Origin of the sequence: Streptomyces sp. NPDC091289 (assembly GCF_044757365.1) — a bacterium.
In the GTDB taxonomy this organism is placed as follows: domain Bacteria; phylum Actinomycetota; class Actinomycetes; order Streptomycetales; family Streptomycetaceae; genus Streptomyces.
Map to the genome: position 1 here is coordinate 118,625 of NZ_JBIVUT010000010.1, position 16,884 is coordinate 135,508.

Below are 16,884 nucleotides of genomic sequence, written 5' to 3' on the forward strand. Positions count from 1 at the left end.
GCTGGGAGGGAGTCGTCGCACCCGCATAACCTTGAAGCATGGACGTGAACGCGGCGGTCGCCGCAGCTGCAGCGATCGCCGGGCTGTTGACCGGTGTGATCGCCATGCTGGCGTTCCGCTGGAGCGAACGCGACCTGAAACGGCCCACGCGTACGTCGCTGCGGCCGGACAGCAACGCCGCCCTGCCCCCCGGAGTGGACACCGTCCTCTCCGTCCTCAGCTCCTCCGCCGTCGTCCTCGACGAGAGCGACAGCGTGGTCAAGGCCAGCTCCGCGGCGTACGCCCTGGGCCTGGTCAGGGGCGGCCGGCTGGCCGTCGAGCCCATGCTCAACATGGCCAGGGACACCCGGCGGGACGGGGAGATACGCCAGGGCGAGCTGGACCTGCCCCGGCGCGGCACGGGCCGGGGCGACACCCTCGCCGTCTCCGCCCGGGTCGCCCCGCTGGGCTCGCGGCTGGTGCTGCTGCTCGTCGAGGACCTCACCGAGGCCCGCCGGATAGAAGCGGTACGGCGCGACTTCGTCGCCAACGTCAGCCATGAGCTCAAGACGCCGACCGGAGCGCTCTCCCTGCTCTCCGAAGCGGTCATGGACGCCTCCGACGACCCGGAGGCGGTGGAGCGGTTCGCCGGGCGGATGCAGATCGAGGCGACCCGGCTGACCAACCTCGTCCAGGAGCTCATCGACCTCTCCCGGGTGCAGAACGACGACCCGCTGGAGGACGCCGAGCCGGTCAAGGTGGAGACGCTGGTCGCCGAGGCGATCGACCGCTGCCGCCAGCAGGCCGGCTCGAAGCAGATCACCATGGCCTCCGCGGGAGCCGAGGGCCTCACGGTCTGGGGCAACCGCGGCCAGCTCGTCGGCGCGCTCGGCAATCTCGTCGAGAACGCCGTCAACTACAGCCCCGCCCACACCCGCGTCGGCATCGCCGCACGGCGGATGGCGTCACCCGGCGGGGACCTCATCGAGATAGCCGTCACCGACCAGGGGATCGGCATCTCCGAGAAGGACCGCGAACGGGTCTTCGAGCGGTTCTACCGCGTCGACCCCGCCCGCTCACGGGCCACCGGTGGCACCGGTCTCGGCCTCGCCATCGTCAAACACGTGGCCGCCTCGCACGGCGGGGAGGTCACCGTCTGGAGCTCCGAGGGACAGGGCTCCACCTTCACCCTCCGGCTGCCCGAATCGGGCGTCACGAGGGAGCGCACCACCGGCGGACCGCTTATCGTCAACGGCGACGACGAGGGGCCGTACGAGACCGACACCTTTGACCCCTTCCCTGCCCCGGAGGCTCTTCCGTGACCCGAGTGCTTGTCGTCGAGGATGAGGAATCCTTCAGCGACGCCCTGTCCTACATGCTGCGCAAGGAAGGTTTCGAGGTCGCCATCGCGGCGACCGGCCCCGACGGGCTGGACGAGTTCGAGCGCAACGGCGCCGACCTGGTCCTGCTCGACCTGATGCTGCCCGGCCTGCCCGGCACCGAGGTGTGCCGCCAGCTCCGCAGCCGCTCCAACGTTCCGGTGATCATGGTCACCGCCAAGGACAGCGAGATCGACAAGGTCGTGGGGCTGGAAATAGGAGCCGACGACTACGTCACCAAGCCCTTCTCCTCCCGGGAGCTCGTCGCCCGCATCCGGGCCGTCCTGCGCCGCCGCGGGGAGCCGGAGGAGGTCACCCCGGCCGCTCTGGAGGCGGGCCCGGTCCGGATGGATGTGGACCGGCACGTGGTCACCGTCTCCGGCGGCAAGGTCGACCTCCCGCTCAAGGAGTTCGACCTGCTGGAGATGCTGCTGCGCAACGCGGGCCGCGTACTGACCCGGATGCAGCTCATCGACCGGGTCTGGGGCGCGGACTACGTCGGCGACACCAAGACCCTCGACGTCCACGTCAAGCGCCTGCGCGCCAAGATCGAGCCCGACCCGGGCGCGCCGCGCTACCTCGTCACCGTGCGGGGCCTGGGGTACAAGTTCGAGCCGTAAACCGCGAGGCCGCGTATGCCGAAGGGGCGCTTCCCGGCCGGGAAGCGCCCCTTCGGCGTGCGTGCTGCGTGCTGTGCGCCCCGGTGTGCCGCGGGCCGGTGTGCCTGCCGGCTGGTGTGTCTGCGGGCCGGTGTCTGCGGGCCGTGCCTGCGTAACGGGGGCCGGAGCCGCCGCGTCAGTTGGCCGCGGGCACCGAGGCGGCGTCGCCCTCGCCCTGCGTCCCCGTCTCGCCCTGAGCGCCCTCGGTGCCGGCGCCGTTCGCCGGCGCACCGGACGTCTCGCCCGTGGTCGCGCCGGGGGTCTCGCCCTCGCCGGACGCGTCGCCCGACGGGGTCGGGCTCGGCTTCGGCGCGGGCGCCTCCGCCTTCGGGCTGGGGCCGAAGTCCTTGAAGAAGCCCTCGGCCGGGAAGACGCTGGCGCCGAGGCCGACATCGCCGGTCCGGCTGAGCTTGAAGACGACCTGCTGGACGTCGCCGTTGCGCGCGGCCTCGCCGCTGTTCTCGATCACGGCGGCGGCGTTGCCCTTGCCGCCGATGATGACCTGGCCGCCGGCCGGGACCACGATGGGACCCGTGCCCTTGGCGGCCTGGAGCTTCACCTCGACGTCGCTGCCGGGCAGCGTCACCGCTTCCAGCACCTCGCGCTCGGTGCCTTCGTTGAACAGCGTCGCGGCGACGACGGCGGGGCCGTCCGCGCCGGCGTCGGGCTGCGTGATCACGTTCACGTTCTGGATCTTGATGTCGCCCACCGTGGTGGCCGGGTTGTCCGGCCTGACCTTGAGCGTCTCGGCGTTGTTGCCCGCCGCACAGGCGGACAGGGAGACGATCGAGAACACGGTGGCGGTGGCGGCGAGGGCGCCGTGTCGAAGGCTGCGGCTCACGGCGGCGGCAACTCCTTGAACGATCGGATCTGCGGGCTTCGGACGTCAGGCGTCGGGCGGTGGTGTGGAGCCGCCCCGAGGGTGTGTCAGCGGCCTTAGGCTACCGAGCCGCCGGGCCCGCCCCGCACCCGACCCGCCTCTAGGCGGGTTCTCGTCGATCACGGTCGGACCGTCCGTTCTCCGGCAAGCCCGCCGAACGGTCCGCCAGGTGTTCCCGCAGGTGTTCTCGCGGGTGTTCCCGCAAGGTGTTCTACCGGCCGGTACGCCATGTGCCGTTCACATAATCCGCGTGATCAATTCTTCGGCCCGTGTCGCGGCTTCTTCTCCATTCCCCGCTGCGCGGCGGAAAGGTGCCGGGCGGCACGTGGCTTGATCAATTTCATTGCGGCCCGGCAGTTACGTCCGTACGGGTGAGCGATCACCGAACGGAGTACGGAATGATCGCCATCTGCAAACCGACAAAACGGGACTTTCGCCCTCTTCTGTAGGGCTTCCGGGCTGTGTGACGTGGATGTTTCGCTCCGGGCGCACAGTGGCTCCGACCTGCGAATACCGTCTTCCGGAACCCTTCCGCAGCACGTACGTGTCGCTGTTGTCAAGCCCCGAGATATGCCCTGACCTGCGAAAACGCCATTCAGGAGATGCCGTTCTCGTGTTACTCTGGATAGCCACGGAAGGGGTACCTGTCACATGACGTTCAAGGTTGGCGACACCGTGGTCTATCCCCATCACGGGGCCGCGCTGATCGAGGCTATCGAAACTCGCCAGATCAAAGGCGTGGACAAGACCTACTTGGTGCTCAAGGTCGCCCAGGGCGACTTGACGGTTCGTGTGCCGGCGGACAATGCGGAGTTCGTGGGTGTGCGCGACGTAGTCGGGCAGGAGGGACTGGACCGGGTCTTCGAGGTGCTGCGCGCACCGTATGCCGAAGAGCCGACGAACTGGTCCCGGCGTTACAAGGCAAATCTCGAAAAGCTCGCCTCCGGCGATGTCATCAAGGTCGCCGAAGTAGTGCGTGACCTGTGGCGTCGGGAGCGCGAGCGCGGTCTCTCCGCCGGAGAGAAGCGCATGCTCGCCAAGGCCCGCCAGATCCTGGTGAGCGAGCTCGCTCTCGCGGAGAACACGAACGAGGACAAGGCCGAGGCTCTGCTCGACGAGGTCCTCGCGTCCTGAAACCGGATCACACCGGTCGTATGAATGTGCCGCGGTGCCCGCTGACCAGCCGTTTTCACGCTGTGTCGTCGGGCGCTGCGGCATGTTCGGACCCAGACACACCCGGACCCGGAACCACGTATGCGGAGACCGTCGGTGGGTGACGACGGCCCCGGTGTTGCGTGAGCGCCCGATGCGACCTGTGCTCGACATGCGACCTGTGCTCGACCGGGCGGGTCACGGAAGGGGCCCGGTGCGAGTCAGGGCGTCACGCCCGGCTCGCTGGGCCCCTACCCATGTCGGTCGTGGAAACAAACCTGCCGAACCTTCGGACCTTCGGAGTGCAACCGATGTCATCGACACCGTCCCCGACCGACCGGCCGCGCCCTCCCCGTACCGCCGCGGTGATTCCCGCCGCCGGGCGGGGCGTGCGGCTCGGGCCGGGCGCGCCCAAGGCCCTGCGGGTGCTCGGTGGGACGCCCATGCTGATTCACGCCATTCGCGCCATGGCGGCGTCCCGCGCCGTCTCCCTCGTCGTGGTCGTCGCCCCGCCGGACGGCGCGCCCGAGGTGAAGCACCTCCTGGACGAGCACGCGCTGCCCGAGCGCACCGACTATCTGGTGGTGCCGGGCGGTGAGACCCGCCAGGAGTCCGTGCGCCTGGGCCTCGACGCGCTGCCCGAGGACATCTCCGTCGTCCTGGTCCACGACGCGGCCCGCCCCCTGGTGCCGGTCGACACGGTCGACGCGGTCGCCGCCGCCGTACGGGACGGAGCGCCCGCCGTCGTTCCCGCGCTGCCCCTCGCGGACACCGTCAAGGAGGTCGAGCCCGCCGGGACGCCCGGCGAGCCCGAGCCGGTGCTCGCCACTCCCGTACGGGCCAGGCTGCGCGCGGTGCAGACGCCGCAGGGCTTCGACCGGGACACGCTGGTGCGGGCCCACGCCGAGGTCGCGGTCGACGGCGAGGGCGCCACGGACGACGCGGGCATGGTGGAACGCCTCGGACAGCCGGTGGTCGTCGTCCCCGGCCACGAGGAGGCGTTCAAGGTGACCCGGCCGCTCGATCTCGTCCTGGCCGAAGCGGTACTCGCCCGCAGGAGGGCCAACGATGGTTTCTGACACCTCTGCGACGGGGCCCGCCCCCGTCATCCCGCTCGTCGGCATCGGCACCGACATCCACGCCTTCGAGGAGGGCCGCGAGCTGTGGTGCGCGGGCCTGAAGTGGGAGGGCGAGGGCCCCGGCCTGGCCGGTCACTCGGACGCCGACGTCGTCGCGCACGCCGCCTGCAACGCGCTCTTCTCCGCCGCCGGCCTCGGTGACCTCGGGCAGCACTTCGGCACCGGCCGCCCCGAGTGGTCCGGCGCCGCGGGCATCACGCTGCTCACCGAAGCCGCCCGGATCGTCCGCGCCGGGGGCTTCGAGATCGGGAACGTCGCCGTCCAGGTCGTCGGCCTCCGCCCGAAGATCGGCAAGCGGCGCGAGGAGGCCCAGAAGGTGCTGTCCGACGCGGTGGGCGCCCCGGTCTCGCTCTCGGCCGCCACCTCCGACGGGCTCGGCTTCACCGGTCGCGGCGAGGGCATCGCCGGCATCGCGACCGCCCTGGTCTACCGCACCTCCTAGCCGTACGCAGCCGCCTGCTGCACATCACTTGCACGTACGCTGAAGACGCAAGCGATGTGTGGCACGAGGCGGGAGTGGTACCGGTGACCAGCGCGACCACGGTGATGACGGGGACGGTGGCCGCCCGGGCCGGCGATCCGACCGGCGACGTGACCGGCGACGTGACCGATGGTCCGACCGCCGGCGAGGGTCGCGCGGACACCGGATACGTCCTGCGCACCGCCACCGCCGACGACCTCGGTGGGGCGCGGGCCGTGATGCTCGACACCGTCTACCGCGACCTGAAGTCCGGCTACGTACCCCGCTGGCACGCCGACATCATCGACCCCGAAGCCGCCTACCTGCGCCCGGAGCGCTGCACCCTGCTCGTCGTCGAGCACCGCGGCGAGATCGTCGCCACCGGCGCCGTACGCGACCGGGGACCGCAGGCGCCGCCCAATCCGCAGTGGGTCGCCGACCGCTTCCCCTCCGGGTCCACCGCCCAGCTCTGCCGGATCTATGTGCGCCCCGAGCACCGCAGGCACGGGCTGGCCCGGCAACTGGTGCGCGAGCTGGGGGAGTTCGTGGTCCGGGCAGGCGGCTACACCGCCCTGTACCTGCACACCGACCCCGCCGTGCCCGGCGCCGAGCCCTTCTGGCGCTCGCTGGCCCGCGAGGTGTGCGACGAGCGGACCCTGCCCGGCGGCGGGCAGGGGATCGTCCACTTCGAGCTGCCGATGCCCGGGGTCGTCGCTCCGGCTTCCGGAAGCGCCGTCCAGGCCACCCCCGCCCGGGCCGCCACCCCGCCGGTTAGATGACAATCGTTTTCATATAAGGTCGCCGTCATGCCCACCTCCCGTCCCCGTCCCCGCCCCCACCGCCGCCGCGTCGCGCTGCCCCTCGCCGCCGCCGCGCTCCTCGTGCCCGCCGCCACCGCCTGCACCTCGTCCACGGATTCCGGCGGCTCCGGCGGGGACCAGCGGCTGAAGGTGGCCATGGCCTTCCCGCCCGCCCAGGCCATGTCCCCGTACGGCGACGACGCCGTCACCCTGAGCCGGCTCGCCGTCGTCGAGGGGCTCACCCGGCTCGACCGCGACGGGGAGGCCAAGCCCGCGCTCGCCGCCTCCTGGAAGCGCGACGGCGACCGCGCCTGGGAGTTCACGGTCCGCGAGGACACCGTCTTCCAGGACGGGACGAAGCTCGACGCCGCCGCCGTGGTCCGCTCACTGGCCGCCGCACAGAAGGCGTCCCCCAAGCCCCGCGTGCTGTCCGACACCACCCTCACCGCGACGGCCGGGGACGCGGACGCCGAGGGCGCGGGCACCGTACGGATCACGACGAAGGACGCCGACCCGCTGCTGCCCCAGCGGCTCGCCAACCCCTCCCTCAGCATCCTGTCCGCCGCCGCCTACCAGGACGGCTCCAAGGTGAACCCCGCCGGGCACGCCACCGGACCCTTCACCCTTGCCAAGGTCAACGGCGCGGTCAGCGCCACCCTGGAGCGCAACGACACCTACTGGGGCTCCAGGGCGAAGGCCCCCGGCGCCGACGTGAAGTTCGTCGCCGACGGCACCGCCCGCGCCAACGCGCTGCGGACCAAGGACGTCGACATCGCCGAGTACGTCCCCATCTCGCAGGCCTCGCTGCTGGGGGACGGGCTCGTCCACGAATTCCCCTCCGCCCGCACCAACGGCCTCTCCCTCAACACCGCCCGCGGCGTCTTCGCCGACCCGGCCGTGCGCGCCGCCGCCCGCGAGGCCATCGACTCCCAGGCCCTGGTCGACGGCGTCTACGAAGGCCGCGCCGACACCGCCCAGGGGCTGCTCGGCCCCGGCGTCCCCTGGGCCGCCGACCTGCGCACCGCCCCCGCCGGCCGGGCGAAGGCCGCCGCCCCGGCCGAGGTGAGGAAGACGCAGCAGATCACCCTCGCCACCTACACCAACCGGCCCGAGCTGCCCGAGGTCGCCACCGTCGTCCAGCAGCAGCTGGAGAAGCGCGGCTTCACCGTCAAGCAGGTCGTCCGCGACTACGCGCAGATGGAGGCCGACGCGCTCGCCGGGAAGTACGACGCGTTCATCCAGGCCCGCAACACCCTCCTGGACACCGCCGACCCGGTCTCCTACCTCGCCTCCGACTTCACCTGCGACGGCAGCTTCAACATCACCCAGCTCTGCGCGAAGCCCGTCGACACCGCCGTCGACCGGGCCGCCGCCCTCGCCGACACCGACGCCCGCCACCAGGCCGAGATGACCGCCGAGGCCGCCATTCTCGGCTCCGACGCCCTCGTCCCGCTCGTCCACGAACGCTTCACGCAGGGATACGACGACACCCGCGTCCGGGGCGTCGCCCTCGACCCGATGGAACGCACCCTCATCACCGCCGACACCCGCATCGGGTGACCGCGTGAAGTACCTCGCCGGACGGCTCGGCACGCTGCTCGCCGTCGTCGCGGTGATCGGGCTGCTGCCCTGGCTGACCCGGACCGACCCGGCCCGCACGATCCTGCACGCCCGCTACGCCGACCGGGCCCCGACGCCCGAGACCCTCGCCGCGATCCGCGCCGAGACCGGACTCGACGGCGGCCCGCTCCCCGTACTCGGCGACTGGCTCGGCGGACTGTTCCGGGGCGACCTCGGCACCTCCTGGGTCTCCGGGCAGCCCGTCGGACCGGACGTCATGGCCGCCCTCGGCAACTCCCTCACCCTGATGGGCGTCTCGCTCGCCGTCGCCGTGCTCCTCGCCCTCGCGCTGAGCGCGGCCACCCTGCGGCGCGGGGCCGCGCGCCGGATCGTCCGGGTGCGCGCCGGAGCGGGCGCGGCGGTGCTCGCCGCACTGCCGGAGTTCCTGCTCGCCGCCGTCCTGGCCACCGTGTTCGCCGTGCACCTCGGGTGGTTCCCGGCGCTCGGCTGGGGCGCGCCCGACCAGCTCGTGCTGCCCGCGCTCGCCATGGGCGTACCGGCGGGGGCGTTGCTGGGCCGGCTGCTGGACGACGCCCTGCCCGGCGCGTTCGCCGAACCCTGGGCGCGGGCCGCCGCCGCGAGCGGACTGCCGGGCCGGACCGTCGCCCGGCACGCCCTGCGCCGGGCGCTGCCGGGCCTGCTGCCCCAGCTCGGCCTGGTCGCGGTCGGGCTGACCGGCGGGGCCGTCGCCGTCGAGACGCTGTACGCGATCCCCGGCCTCGGCGGTACGGCGCTGGCCGCCGCCCTCGCCCAGGACCTGCCCGTCCTCCAGGCGACCGTCCTGATCCTGCTGCTCCTCGGGGTCGCCGCGGGCCTGGCCTCCCGTCTCGCCGTCCGCGTGCTGCTCGGCCCCGCGCTCACCGACCGCGCACTCCCCGCCCTCGTCGCGCCCCGGCTCCCCGGCCGCCGGTCGCTCGCCGTCGCCGCCCTCGTCCTCGGCGCCCTCCTCATCGCCGTCACCGTCGCGGGCCTCCTGCGCGACCCCCTCCACGTCGACACGGCCGCCCGCCTCGCCGGCCCATCCGCCGCGCACCCCTTCGGCACCGACAACCTCGGCCGCGACGTCCTCGCCCGCCTCGGCCACGGCGCGGCCCGCACCGCCCTGGCCGCCGTAGCGGTCGGAGCCGTCACCCTTCTCCTCGGCCTGCTCCTCGGGGCGGCCCGCGCCGGAGCGCTCACCGAGACCGCGAACGCGCTCCCCGCCGTGCTCGCCGGCCTCGTCGTCGCGGGCATCGCCGGGCCGGGCCCCTGGGGCGCCGCAGCGGCGGTGGCAGCCGTCGCCTGGGCCCCGCTCGCCGCGCACACCGCCGCGCTGTACGCCCAGGAGAAGGCGGCCCCGCACCTCGCCGCCGCCGTCGCCCTCGGCGCGGACCGGGCCCACCTGCTGCGCCGCCACATCCTGCCCGGCGTCCTGCCCCCGGTGGCCCGCCACGCTCTGCTCCGTATCCCCGCCATCGCACTGGCCCTCGCCTCCCTCGGCTTCCTCGGCCTCGGGACACAGGCTCCCGCGCCGGAGTGGGGCCGGATGTTGTCGGAGAACATGCCGTACGCGGAACGCGCCCCGTGGGCCGTCCTCGCCCCCGCCGCCGCGCTCGCCGTCCTCGGCACCCTGGCCGTCCTCACCTCGGCAGCGGTGCGCGGGCGCACCCCGGCGGGCCTGAAGTGAACCGGCCCGAGTCCGCGCCGGTGCCCGCGCCCGCACCCGGGTCTGCGCCCACGCCCGCGCCCGGCGATGCGCCTGCCGAGAGCCACCAGTCCCGCCCCCGCCCCCGCCCCCGGCTCGCGAGTGCCCCCACCCCCTACCTCCGGCTCCTCACCGCCACCCAGTTCGCCTTCAACATCGGCTTCTACGCCGTCCTGCCCTACCTGGCCACCCACCTCGGCAGCGGCCTCGGCATGGCGGGCTGGCTCGTCGGGCTCGTCCTCGGGCTGCGCACCTTCAGCCAGCAGGGGCTGTTCGTCGTCGGCGGCGCGCTCACCGACCGGTACGGTCCGCGCCCCGTCGTCCTGGTGGGCTGTGCGCTGCGGATCGCCGGATTCGGCTGGCTCGCCCTCGCCGGATCCACGGCCACCGTCATCGCCGCCGTGCTCCTCATCGGCTTCGCCGCCGCCCTGTTCTCCCCGGCCGTCGAGTCCGAGGCCGCCCGCGAGGCCGTCCGGCACGAACGCGACACCGGTACCCCGCGCGCCCACGTCCTCGCCCTGTTCTCCGCCGCCGGACAGGCCGGGGCGTTCCTCGGGCCCCTGCTCGGCTCACTGCTCCTGCTCCTCGGCGGCGGCTTCCGGGCCGCCTGCCTCGCCGGGGCCCTCGTCTTCGTCGGCGTACTGGCCGGGCACGCCCGCCTGATGCCGCGCGCCGACCGCGTACGGGAACGGGGACGGGACCGGGACCGGAACCCGGAAGCCGACCGCGTACGGGAACGGGAACGGGAACGGGTGCCGGAACGGCCCCGGGTGCCGGACGACGTCACCCGTACGGCCCAACCGGGGCGGTCGTCCTGGCGAGCGGTGTTCACCAACCGCCCCTTCCTGCTGCTCTGCCTCGCCTACTCCACCTACCTCGTCGCCTACAACCAGCTCTACCTCTCCCTCCCCGTCGAAGTGGAACGGGCCACCGGCTCACAGGCCGCGCTCGGCTGGCTCTTCGCCCTGTCCTCGCTGCTCGTCGTCGTCGCCCAGCTGCCGCTGACCCGCTGGTCCGCCCACCGGATCGCCCCGCGCACCGCGCTCGTCACCGGCCTCGCGGTCGTCGCCGCCGGCTTCGCCGCCGTACCGCTCACGCCGGGCGGACCCGGCGGTCTGCTGCCCGGCGCCGCGCTCGTCGTCCTGCTCACCCTGGGCCAGATGCTGCTGGTCCCCGCCGCCCGGGGCCTGGTGCCGGACCTGGTCGAGGACCGGCAGCTCGGACTGGCCACCGGGGCGCTGTCCTCCGTATCCGGCATCGCCGTCCTCGGGGGCAGCGCGGCGACCGGCGCGCTGCTCGACGCGCCCGCGCCCGTCATGTGGGCGGTGCTGGCGGCGGTCCCGCTGGCCGGGGCGGCACTGGCGTTCACTCTTCCGGCGGGACGAGGCGGGAAGGAAGCGGGGGCGGGCGCGGTTGCCGGGTAGGAGCAGCACTGGACCACAGGACCGCACCACCGCACCCAGGAGGACGTACGCATGACCGCCGCACTCTCCGCCGAGCTCAAGAACCTGCTCGACAGCCCCGTGTTCGTCAACATCGCCACCATCCAGCCCGACGGCAGCCCCCAGGTCTCCCCGGTCTGGGTCAAGCGCGACGGCGACGACGTCCTGATCTCCACCACCGTCGGCCGCCGCAAGGAGAAGAACCTCCGCCGCGACCCGCGCGTCACCGTGGTCGTCCAGCCCTTCGACGCCCCCTACTCCTACGCCGAGATCCGCGGCGAGGCGACGCTCACGACGGAGGGCGGCCAGGAACTGATCGACGAGCTCTCGGTGAAGTACACCGGCAAGCCGTACGCCGAGTTCAACCCGAACTCCGGCGCCGACGACCCCCGAGTGGTCGTCCGCGTCTCCCCGCGCAAGGTCGTCGGCAGCCTGTAGAGCGCCGGAGGGCGGCCGGAGGACGGCCGGAGAACGCTCTCAGGGGCGCTTCGGGCCATCCCGGTACCAGAAAGTTGTCCCCGCGATCCCCAAGGGTCGCGGGGCACTGGTGCGGGCCTACTACCCTTGAGACGTGACTCTTCGCCTGCACGACACCAACGCCCGGCAGATCCGTGACTTCGTCCCGCTCACCGCGGGCTGTGTCTCGATCTACCTCTGTGGCGCCACTGTCCAGGCAGCACCGCATATCGGCCACATCCGCTCGGGCCTGAACTTCGACATCATGCGCCGCTGGTTCACGTACCGCGGCTACGACGTCACGTTCATCCGGAACGTCACCGACATCGACGACAAGATCATCGCGAAGTCCGCCGAACAGGGCCGCCCCTGGTGGTCGATCGGCTACGAGAACGAGCGCGCGTTCAACGACGGCTACGACGTGCTCGGCTGCCTGCCGCCCACCTACGAGCCCCGCGCCACCGGCCACATCCCCGAGATGATCGAGATGATGCGCGGCCTGATCGAGCGCGGTCACGCGTACGAGGCCGACGGCAACGTCTACTTCGACGTGCGCTCCCTGCCCAGCTACCTGGAGCTCTCCAACCAGGAGCTGGACGATCTGCGCCAGCCCTCCGGCGACGGCGAGACCGGCAAGCGCGACCAGCGCGACTTCGCCATGTGGAAGGCCGCGAAACCGGGCGAGCCCAGCTGGGAGACGCCCTGGGGCCGCGGCCGGCCCGGCTGGCACCTGGAGTGCTCCGCGATGGCCCACAAGTACCTGGGCTCCGCGTTCGACATCCACGGCGGCGGCATCGACCTGATCTTCCCGCACCACGAGAACGAGATCGCCCAGGCCAAGGCGTACGGCGACGAGTTCGCCAAGTACTGGGTGCACAACGGCTGGGTCACCATGTCCGGCGAGAAGATGTCGAAGTCGCTCGGCAACTCCGTCCTCGTCAGCGAGATGGTCAAGCACTGGCGCCCGATCGTCCTGCGCTACTACCTGGGCACCCCGCACTACCGGTCGATGATCGAGTACAGCGAGGAGGCCCTGCGCGAGGCCGAGTCCGCGTTCGCGCGGATCGAGGGCTTCGTCCAGCGCGTCACCGAGAAGGCCGGGGAGATCGTTCCCCCCGCCGCCGAGGTGCCGCCCGCCTTCGCCGAGGCGATGGACGAGGACCTCGGCGTACCGCAGGCGCTGGCGATCATCCACACCACCGTCCGCCAGGGCAACAGCGCGCTCGCCGCCGACGACAAGGAAGCCGCCGCCGCCCGCCTCGCCGAGGTCCGGGCCATGCTCGGCGTCCTCGGCCTGGACCCGCTCGACCCGCAGTGGGCGGGCGAGGGTGACCGGGGCGAGGACCTGCACGGCGTCGTCGACACCCTCGTCCGCCTCGTCCTCGACCAGCGGCAGTCGGCCCGCGCCCGCAAGGACTGGGCCGCCGCCGACGCCATCCGCGACCAGCTCAACCAGTCCGGCCTCGTCATCGAGGACAGCCCCACCGGCCCCCGGTGGACGCTGGGACCGCGCTGAGCACCCGCTCCGAGCAGTGAGATTGTGCCGCCCGGCGATCCGGGCGGCACACTTTCCTTATACGTACGTACGTCTGAAAGCAACGAAACAGGTAGAGATCATGGCCGGGAACAGCCAACGCAGGAACCGCCGCACGTCCAACAAGAAGGGCATGCAGGTCGGCAGCGGTGGCCAGCGACGCCGTGGTCTCGAAGGCAAGGGACCGACGCCGCCCGCCTCCGCCCGCAAGGGACACAAGAAGAACCGGGTCGCCAACGCCCAGGCCAAGCAGGCCGCGGCCCGCCGCCCCGCCCCCCGGCGCGGCGGCGTGAAGGGCACCTCGGAGATGGTCGTCGGCCGCAACCCGGTCTACGAGGCCCTGCGCGACGGCGTGCCCGCCGTCACCCTCTACGTCCAGCAGTACATCGACAACGACGAGCGCGTCCGCGACGCCCTCAAGCTCGCGAGCGAGCGCGGCAACATCAACCTGATGGAGGCCCCGCGCCCCGAGCTGGACCGGATGACGAACGGCCTGAACCACCAGGGCCTCGTCCTCCAGGTCCCGCCGTACGAGTACGCGCACCCGGAGGACCTCACCGCCGCCGCGTACGACAACAACGAGGACCCGCTGATCGTCGCCCTCGACGGCGTGACCGACCCGCGCAACCTCGGCGCGATCGTCCGCTCGGTCTCCGCGTTCGGCGGCCACGGCGTCGTCGTCCCCGAGCGCCGCGCGGCCGGCATGACCGCCGGTGCCTGGAAGTCCTCCGCCGGCACGGCGGCCCGCACGCCCGTCTCCCGGGTCACCAACCTCACCCGCGCGCTGGAGGGCTACCAGAAGGCGGGCCTCACGGTCGTCGGCCTGGCCGCCGACGGCGAGCACACGGTGGAGGACCTGGAGCAGTTGGCCGGTCCCGTCGTCATCGTCATCGGCAGCGAGGGCAAGGGCCTCGGCCGGCTCGTCGGCGAGACCTGCGACTACCGGGTGCGGATCTCGATGCCCGGCGGCGCGGAGTCGCTCAACGCCGGTGTCGCGGCGGGCATCGTGATGTACGAGGTGGCGCGCCGCCGGGCATAACCGGCGCGCCGGACCGACGGGGCCGCGGCGTTCGCGCGGCGGCCCCGCGCCCGGCACCCGGCTCGCCCCACCCGGCCCGCCCGGCCGACGTGTTGACACGCGAACGCCGAACACAGTTCCAGGATGCCCGAGTTTGGCCTGATCTTGACGGGTCTCGGACACATCCCGTGCGGTCAAGGCAGTGTCCTAAACACACATCACTCGGTTAGATGAGTGTGGACACCAGAACGCCTCGGTTCGACGAGCAACCCGCCCTGAGCATGACCAAGGTGGACAGCGACCCCGCGCAGGTCATCGTCAACCACGCCAGCTTCCGGGTGCAGCTCGCCCCGGGCCAGCGCGCACGGCTGCGCGGTGCCCCCGCGGAAACGGCCCGCATCCCCGCCATGAGCGGCGCCGGCGGAGGCCGCAGGCGGGCACCGGTCGTCTGGAGCGGCAAGTCCGCCCCCGGCGACCCCGGCGCGACAGGCCTCCTCCAGGCCGTACGCAACTCCACCGCAGGACACCTCGACGCAGGACTCGGCGGGGCCTCCCCGGACGGGCACGGGCACGAAGCGGGCGCGACACAGGTCATCCCGCTCCTGGAGGAGACCCAGCCCACCCCCGTACTGACCGCCCCCCACCAGCCAGGACGCACCGGCCCGCTCCTGCCGCCCATGCGGCAGGCCGTCGGCGCGTACGACGACCCGGTCGACGGATCCGACGACCCCGGCCGGCCCGGCGGCCCCGACGGCATCGACGACGACTACGACGAAGCCGCCGACACCCGCGCCCGACGCGGCGCGGGCGACCCCGTCCGGCACGCCTACTACCCCGGCCACCGGATGAACCTGGGCGTCGTCCTGCTCCCCATGCGGGTCCTCCTCGGCTTCATCGCCATCTACGCCGGCATGGGCAAGCTGTGCGACCCCGTCTACTTCGACGGCGGCGAGCGCGGCTCGATGGTCAAGTGGCTGACCTCCCTGCAGCCGTGGGCGCTCGCCGAACCGCTGCGCGACTTCGCGCTCGCCCACCCCGTCGGCGCCGGACTCACCGTCGCCTTCCTCCAGGTCGTCGTCGGCGTGCTCACCGTCCTCGGCCTCTGGCAGCGGGTCGCCGCCACCTTCGGCGCGCTCCTCTCCGCCGCGCTGCTGGTGACGGTCAGCTGGCGCACCGTCGCCGTGTACGACGCCCCCGACATCATCCTGCTGGCCGCCTGGAGCCCGCTGATCATCGCGGGCGCCCCCGTCTACTCCGTGGACGGCCGACTCGCCGGCGAAGCCTGGCGCAAGCTCGGCCCGCGCTCCGAGATCTGGGACCTGCGCCGCCGGGTCCTGCGGCGGGGCACCGTCGTCGCCACGGTCGTCGTCGGCCTCACCCTGCTCGTCGGCTCCATCCTCGGCGGCGCCGTCCGCTCCACCGACGTCGTCACCGTCCCCGGCCGCAACGACAACCCCACCAACCGCCTCCCCGGCATGCCGCTCCCCCAGGAGTCCACCGGCGAGCGCCAGGCCTCCCGTACGCCGGAGCAGCAGCGACAGCCGGACCCCACCCGCTCCGGCGCGGCCACCGAACCCGCCCCCGGCCAGGCCACCCCGGGCGCGACCCGCGACACCGGCGGCCAGACCACCGGTTCGGGCACCCAGCCCAGCGAGACACAGGGCACGGGCCAGGAGCCACCGCAGCAGTCCACCCCGCAGCAGCCCCCGGCCGCCACCAGCGCCGGACCCACCTCCTCCGGCTCCACCGGCGGAGACGCCTCCTCCGGCGGCGGCGGCGAACCGGAGCCCACCGGCGGCTCGACCTCCTCCGGCGGCGAAGGCTCGACCTCCGGCGGCGGCGGCCGGAACCCGATCGGCGGCCTCCTCGGCTGACCCGTACGACAGACACCACGAAGGGCGGCGCCCACCCGGAGGAAAACCGGGTGGGCGCCGCCCTTCTCGTGCGTGTGTGCCGGCCCCCGTCAGGAGGTGTGGGAACCCAGCTCGCGGGCCGCCTCCGTCAGGTCCTTCGCCGTGTCGATGGCCCGCCAGTACGCCCCGTTCGGCAGCGGATACCCCGCCAGCCGGCGCTCGCGCGCCAACCGCGGGAACGTCGTCCGCTCATGGTCACCCCGGTCCGGCAGCAGCTTCGTGAACGCGGGCGAGAACACGTACACCCCGGCGTTGATCAGATACGGCGACGGCGGCGACTCGATGAAGTCGGTGATGTGCCCGAACGCGTCCGTCTCCACGGCACCCCACGGGATCCGGGGACGGGCGAGCGCGAGAGTGGCGGTCGCGTCGCGCTCCGCGTGGAAGGCGGCCATCTCCCGCAGGGAGAAACGCGTCCAGATGTCGCCGTTCGTCGCGTACCAGGGCTGCTCCGGATCGGGCAGCCGCCCGGCCGCGTACTTCAGCCCGCCACCGCGCCCCAGCGGCTCGGTCTCCACGACCGTGGTGACCCGCAGCGGCAGAACGGCCGCCTCCAGCCACTCCTGGAGCACCTCGGCGAGATGCCCGCAGGACACCACGGCGTCGGTGACCCCCTCGGCGGCCAGCCAGGACAGCTGATGGCCGATGATCGGAGTCCCGGTCCCGGGGATCTCGACCATCGGCTTGGGGCGGTCATCGGTGTACGGCCGCAGCCGCGACCCCTGGCCACCGGCAAGGATCACGGCCTGCGTCGGATACGTATGCATGG

The 16,884-nt window shown here is 72.9% G+C and carries 15 protein-coding genes; 13 read left to right on the forward strand and 2 right to left on the reverse strand.

Translation table 11 applies throughout. The annotated features are described in order from the left end of the window. The first annotated feature begins 38 nt into the window (after positions 1–38). Entirely contained in the window at positions 39–1,301 is a 1,263-nt protein-coding gene (locus tag ACIQPT_RS15285; RefSeq protein WP_401156138.1) for a sensor histidine kinase, read from the forward strand. Then, a complete protein-coding gene (locus tag ACIQPT_RS15290) occupies positions 1,298–1,978 on the forward strand; it encodes a response regulator transcription factor (RefSeq protein ID WP_003968183.1) in 681 nt (226 codons plus the stop codon). The genes ACIQPT_RS15285 and ACIQPT_RS15290 overlap by 4 nt, the downstream gene beginning before the upstream one ends. Before the next feature lie 175 nt (positions 1,979–2,153). On the opposite strand, the gene ACIQPT_RS15295 is transcribed toward ACIQPT_RS15290, so the two are convergent. Then, positions 2,154–2,858, reverse strand: coding sequence for a DUF461 domain-containing protein (locus ACIQPT_RS15295; protein WP_401156140.1), 705 nt, complete (start codon positions 2,856–2,858; stop codon positions 2,154–2,156). A 690-nt stretch (positions 2,859–3,548) separates the two neighbouring features. Between ACIQPT_RS15295 and ACIQPT_RS15300 the strand changes: the two genes are divergently transcribed. The 11 genes from ACIQPT_RS15300 to ACIQPT_RS15350 all read left to right on the forward strand — a co-directional run bounded on the left by ACIQPT_RS15300 (position 3,549) and on the right by ACIQPT_RS15350 (position 16,076). Continuing rightward, the gene (locus tag ACIQPT_RS15300) at positions 3,549–4,031 is read left to right on the forward strand and encodes a CarD family transcriptional regulator (protein ID WP_006380568.1); all 483 of its coding nucleotides are present in this window, start codon (positions 3,549–3,551) and stop codon (positions 4,029–4,031) included. A gap of 329 nt (positions 4,032–4,360) precedes the next feature. After that, a complete protein-coding gene (gene ispD / locus ACIQPT_RS15305) occupies positions 4,361–5,128 on the forward strand; it encodes a 2-C-methyl-D-erythritol 4-phosphate cytidylyltransferase (protein ID WP_401156142.1) in 768 nt (255 codons plus the stop codon). Beyond that, positions 5,118–5,630: a 2-C-methyl-D-erythritol 2,4-cyclodiphosphate synthase gene (gene ispF, locus ACIQPT_RS15310; protein WP_401156144.1), complete on the forward strand. Its 513-nt coding sequence runs from the start codon at positions 5,118–5,120 to the stop codon at positions 5,628–5,630. Before ispD ends, ispF begins: the two co-directional genes overlap by 11 nt. 74 nt (positions 5,631–5,704) lie before the next feature. Beyond that, entirely contained in the window at positions 5,705–6,427 is a 723-nt protein-coding gene (locus tag ACIQPT_RS15315) for a GNAT family N-acetyltransferase (RefSeq protein WP_401156350.1), read from the forward strand. A 27-nt stretch (positions 6,428–6,454) separates the two neighbouring features. Then, entirely contained in the window at positions 6,455–8,008 is a 1,554-nt protein-coding gene (locus tag ACIQPT_RS15320; protein ID WP_401156145.1) for an ABC transporter substrate-binding protein, read from the forward strand. Between the two features lie 4 nt (positions 8,009–8,012). Continuing rightward, complete coding sequence (locus ACIQPT_RS15325) at positions 8,013–9,734, forward strand: ABC transporter permease subunit (RefSeq protein WP_401156147.1); 1,722 nt, start codon at positions 8,013–8,015, stop codon at positions 9,732–9,734. After that, positions 9,731–11,176 carry an MFS transporter gene (locus tag ACIQPT_RS15330; protein ID WP_401156149.1) on the forward strand — a complete coding sequence of 482 codons (1,446 nt, stop codon included), beginning with the start codon at positions 9,731–9,733 and terminating at the stop codon, positions 11,174–11,176. The genes ACIQPT_RS15325 and ACIQPT_RS15330 overlap by 4 nt, the downstream gene beginning before the upstream one ends. Positions 11,177–11,227: 51 nt before the next feature. After that, positions 11,228–11,632: a PPOX class F420-dependent oxidoreductase gene (locus ACIQPT_RS15335; RefSeq protein WP_401156151.1), complete on the forward strand. Its 405-nt coding sequence runs from the start codon at positions 11,228–11,230 to the stop codon at positions 11,630–11,632. Between the two features lie 133 nt (positions 11,633–11,765). Next, positions 11,766–13,166 (forward strand): cysteine--tRNA ligase, encoded by a 1,401-nt coding sequence (gene cysS / locus ACIQPT_RS15340; RefSeq protein WP_401156152.1) that lies wholly within the window; start codon positions 11,766–11,768, stop codon positions 13,164–13,166. Between the two features lie 100 nt (positions 13,167–13,266). Then, entirely contained in the window at positions 13,267–14,223 is a 957-nt protein-coding gene (rlmB, locus tag ACIQPT_RS15345; RefSeq protein ID WP_401156154.1) for a 23S rRNA (guanosine(2251)-2'-O)-methyltransferase RlmB, read from the forward strand. A gap of 209 nt (positions 14,224–14,432) precedes the next feature. Further along, entirely contained in the window at positions 14,433–16,076 is a 1,644-nt protein-coding gene (locus ACIQPT_RS15350) for a DoxX family membrane protein (protein ID WP_401156156.1), read from the forward strand. 89 nt (positions 16,077–16,165) lie between these two features. Here the strand turns inward: ACIQPT_RS15350 and ACIQPT_RS15355 are convergent, their stop codons facing one another. Further along, a complete protein-coding gene (locus tag ACIQPT_RS15355) occupies positions 16,166–16,882 on the reverse strand; it encodes an NDP-sugar synthase (protein ID WP_401156158.1) in 717 nt (238 codons plus the stop codon). Positions 16,883–16,884: the final 2 nt, after the last annotated feature.

Coding starts and splice junctions, on each gene's coding strand:
- ACIQPT_RS15285 (WP_401156138.1), top strand. CDS start 39: ATGGACGTGAACGCGGCGGTCGCCGCAGCTGCAGCGATCGCCGGGCTG.
- ACIQPT_RS15300 (WP_006380568.1), top strand. CDS start 3,549: ATGACGTTCAAGGTTGGCGACACCGTGGTCTATCCCCATCACGGGGCC.
- ispD (WP_401156142.1), top strand. CDS start 4,361: ATGTCATCGACACCGTCCCCGACCGACCGGCCGCGCCCTCCCCGTACC.
- ispF (WP_401156144.1), top strand. CDS start 5,118: ATGGTTTCTGACACCTCTGCGACGGGGCCCGCCCCCGTCATCCCGCTC.
- ACIQPT_RS15320 (WP_401156145.1), top strand. CDS start 6,455: ATGCCCACCTCCCGTCCCCGTCCCCGCCCCCACCGCCGCCGCGTCGCG.
- ACIQPT_RS15335 (WP_401156151.1), top strand. CDS start 11,228: ATGACCGCCGCACTCTCCGCCGAGCTCAAGAACCTGCTCGACAGCCCC.
- rlmB (WP_401156154.1), top strand. CDS start 13,267: ATGGCCGGGAACAGCCAACGCAGGAACCGCCGCACGTCCAACAAGAAG.
- ACIQPT_RS15350 (WP_401156156.1), top strand. CDS start 14,433: ATGAGTGTGGACACCAGAACGCCTCGGTTCGACGAGCAACCCGCCCTG.
- ACIQPT_RS15355 (WP_401156158.1), bottom strand. CDS start 16,882: ATGCATACGTATCCGACGCAGGCCGTGATCCTTGCCGGTGGCCAGGGG.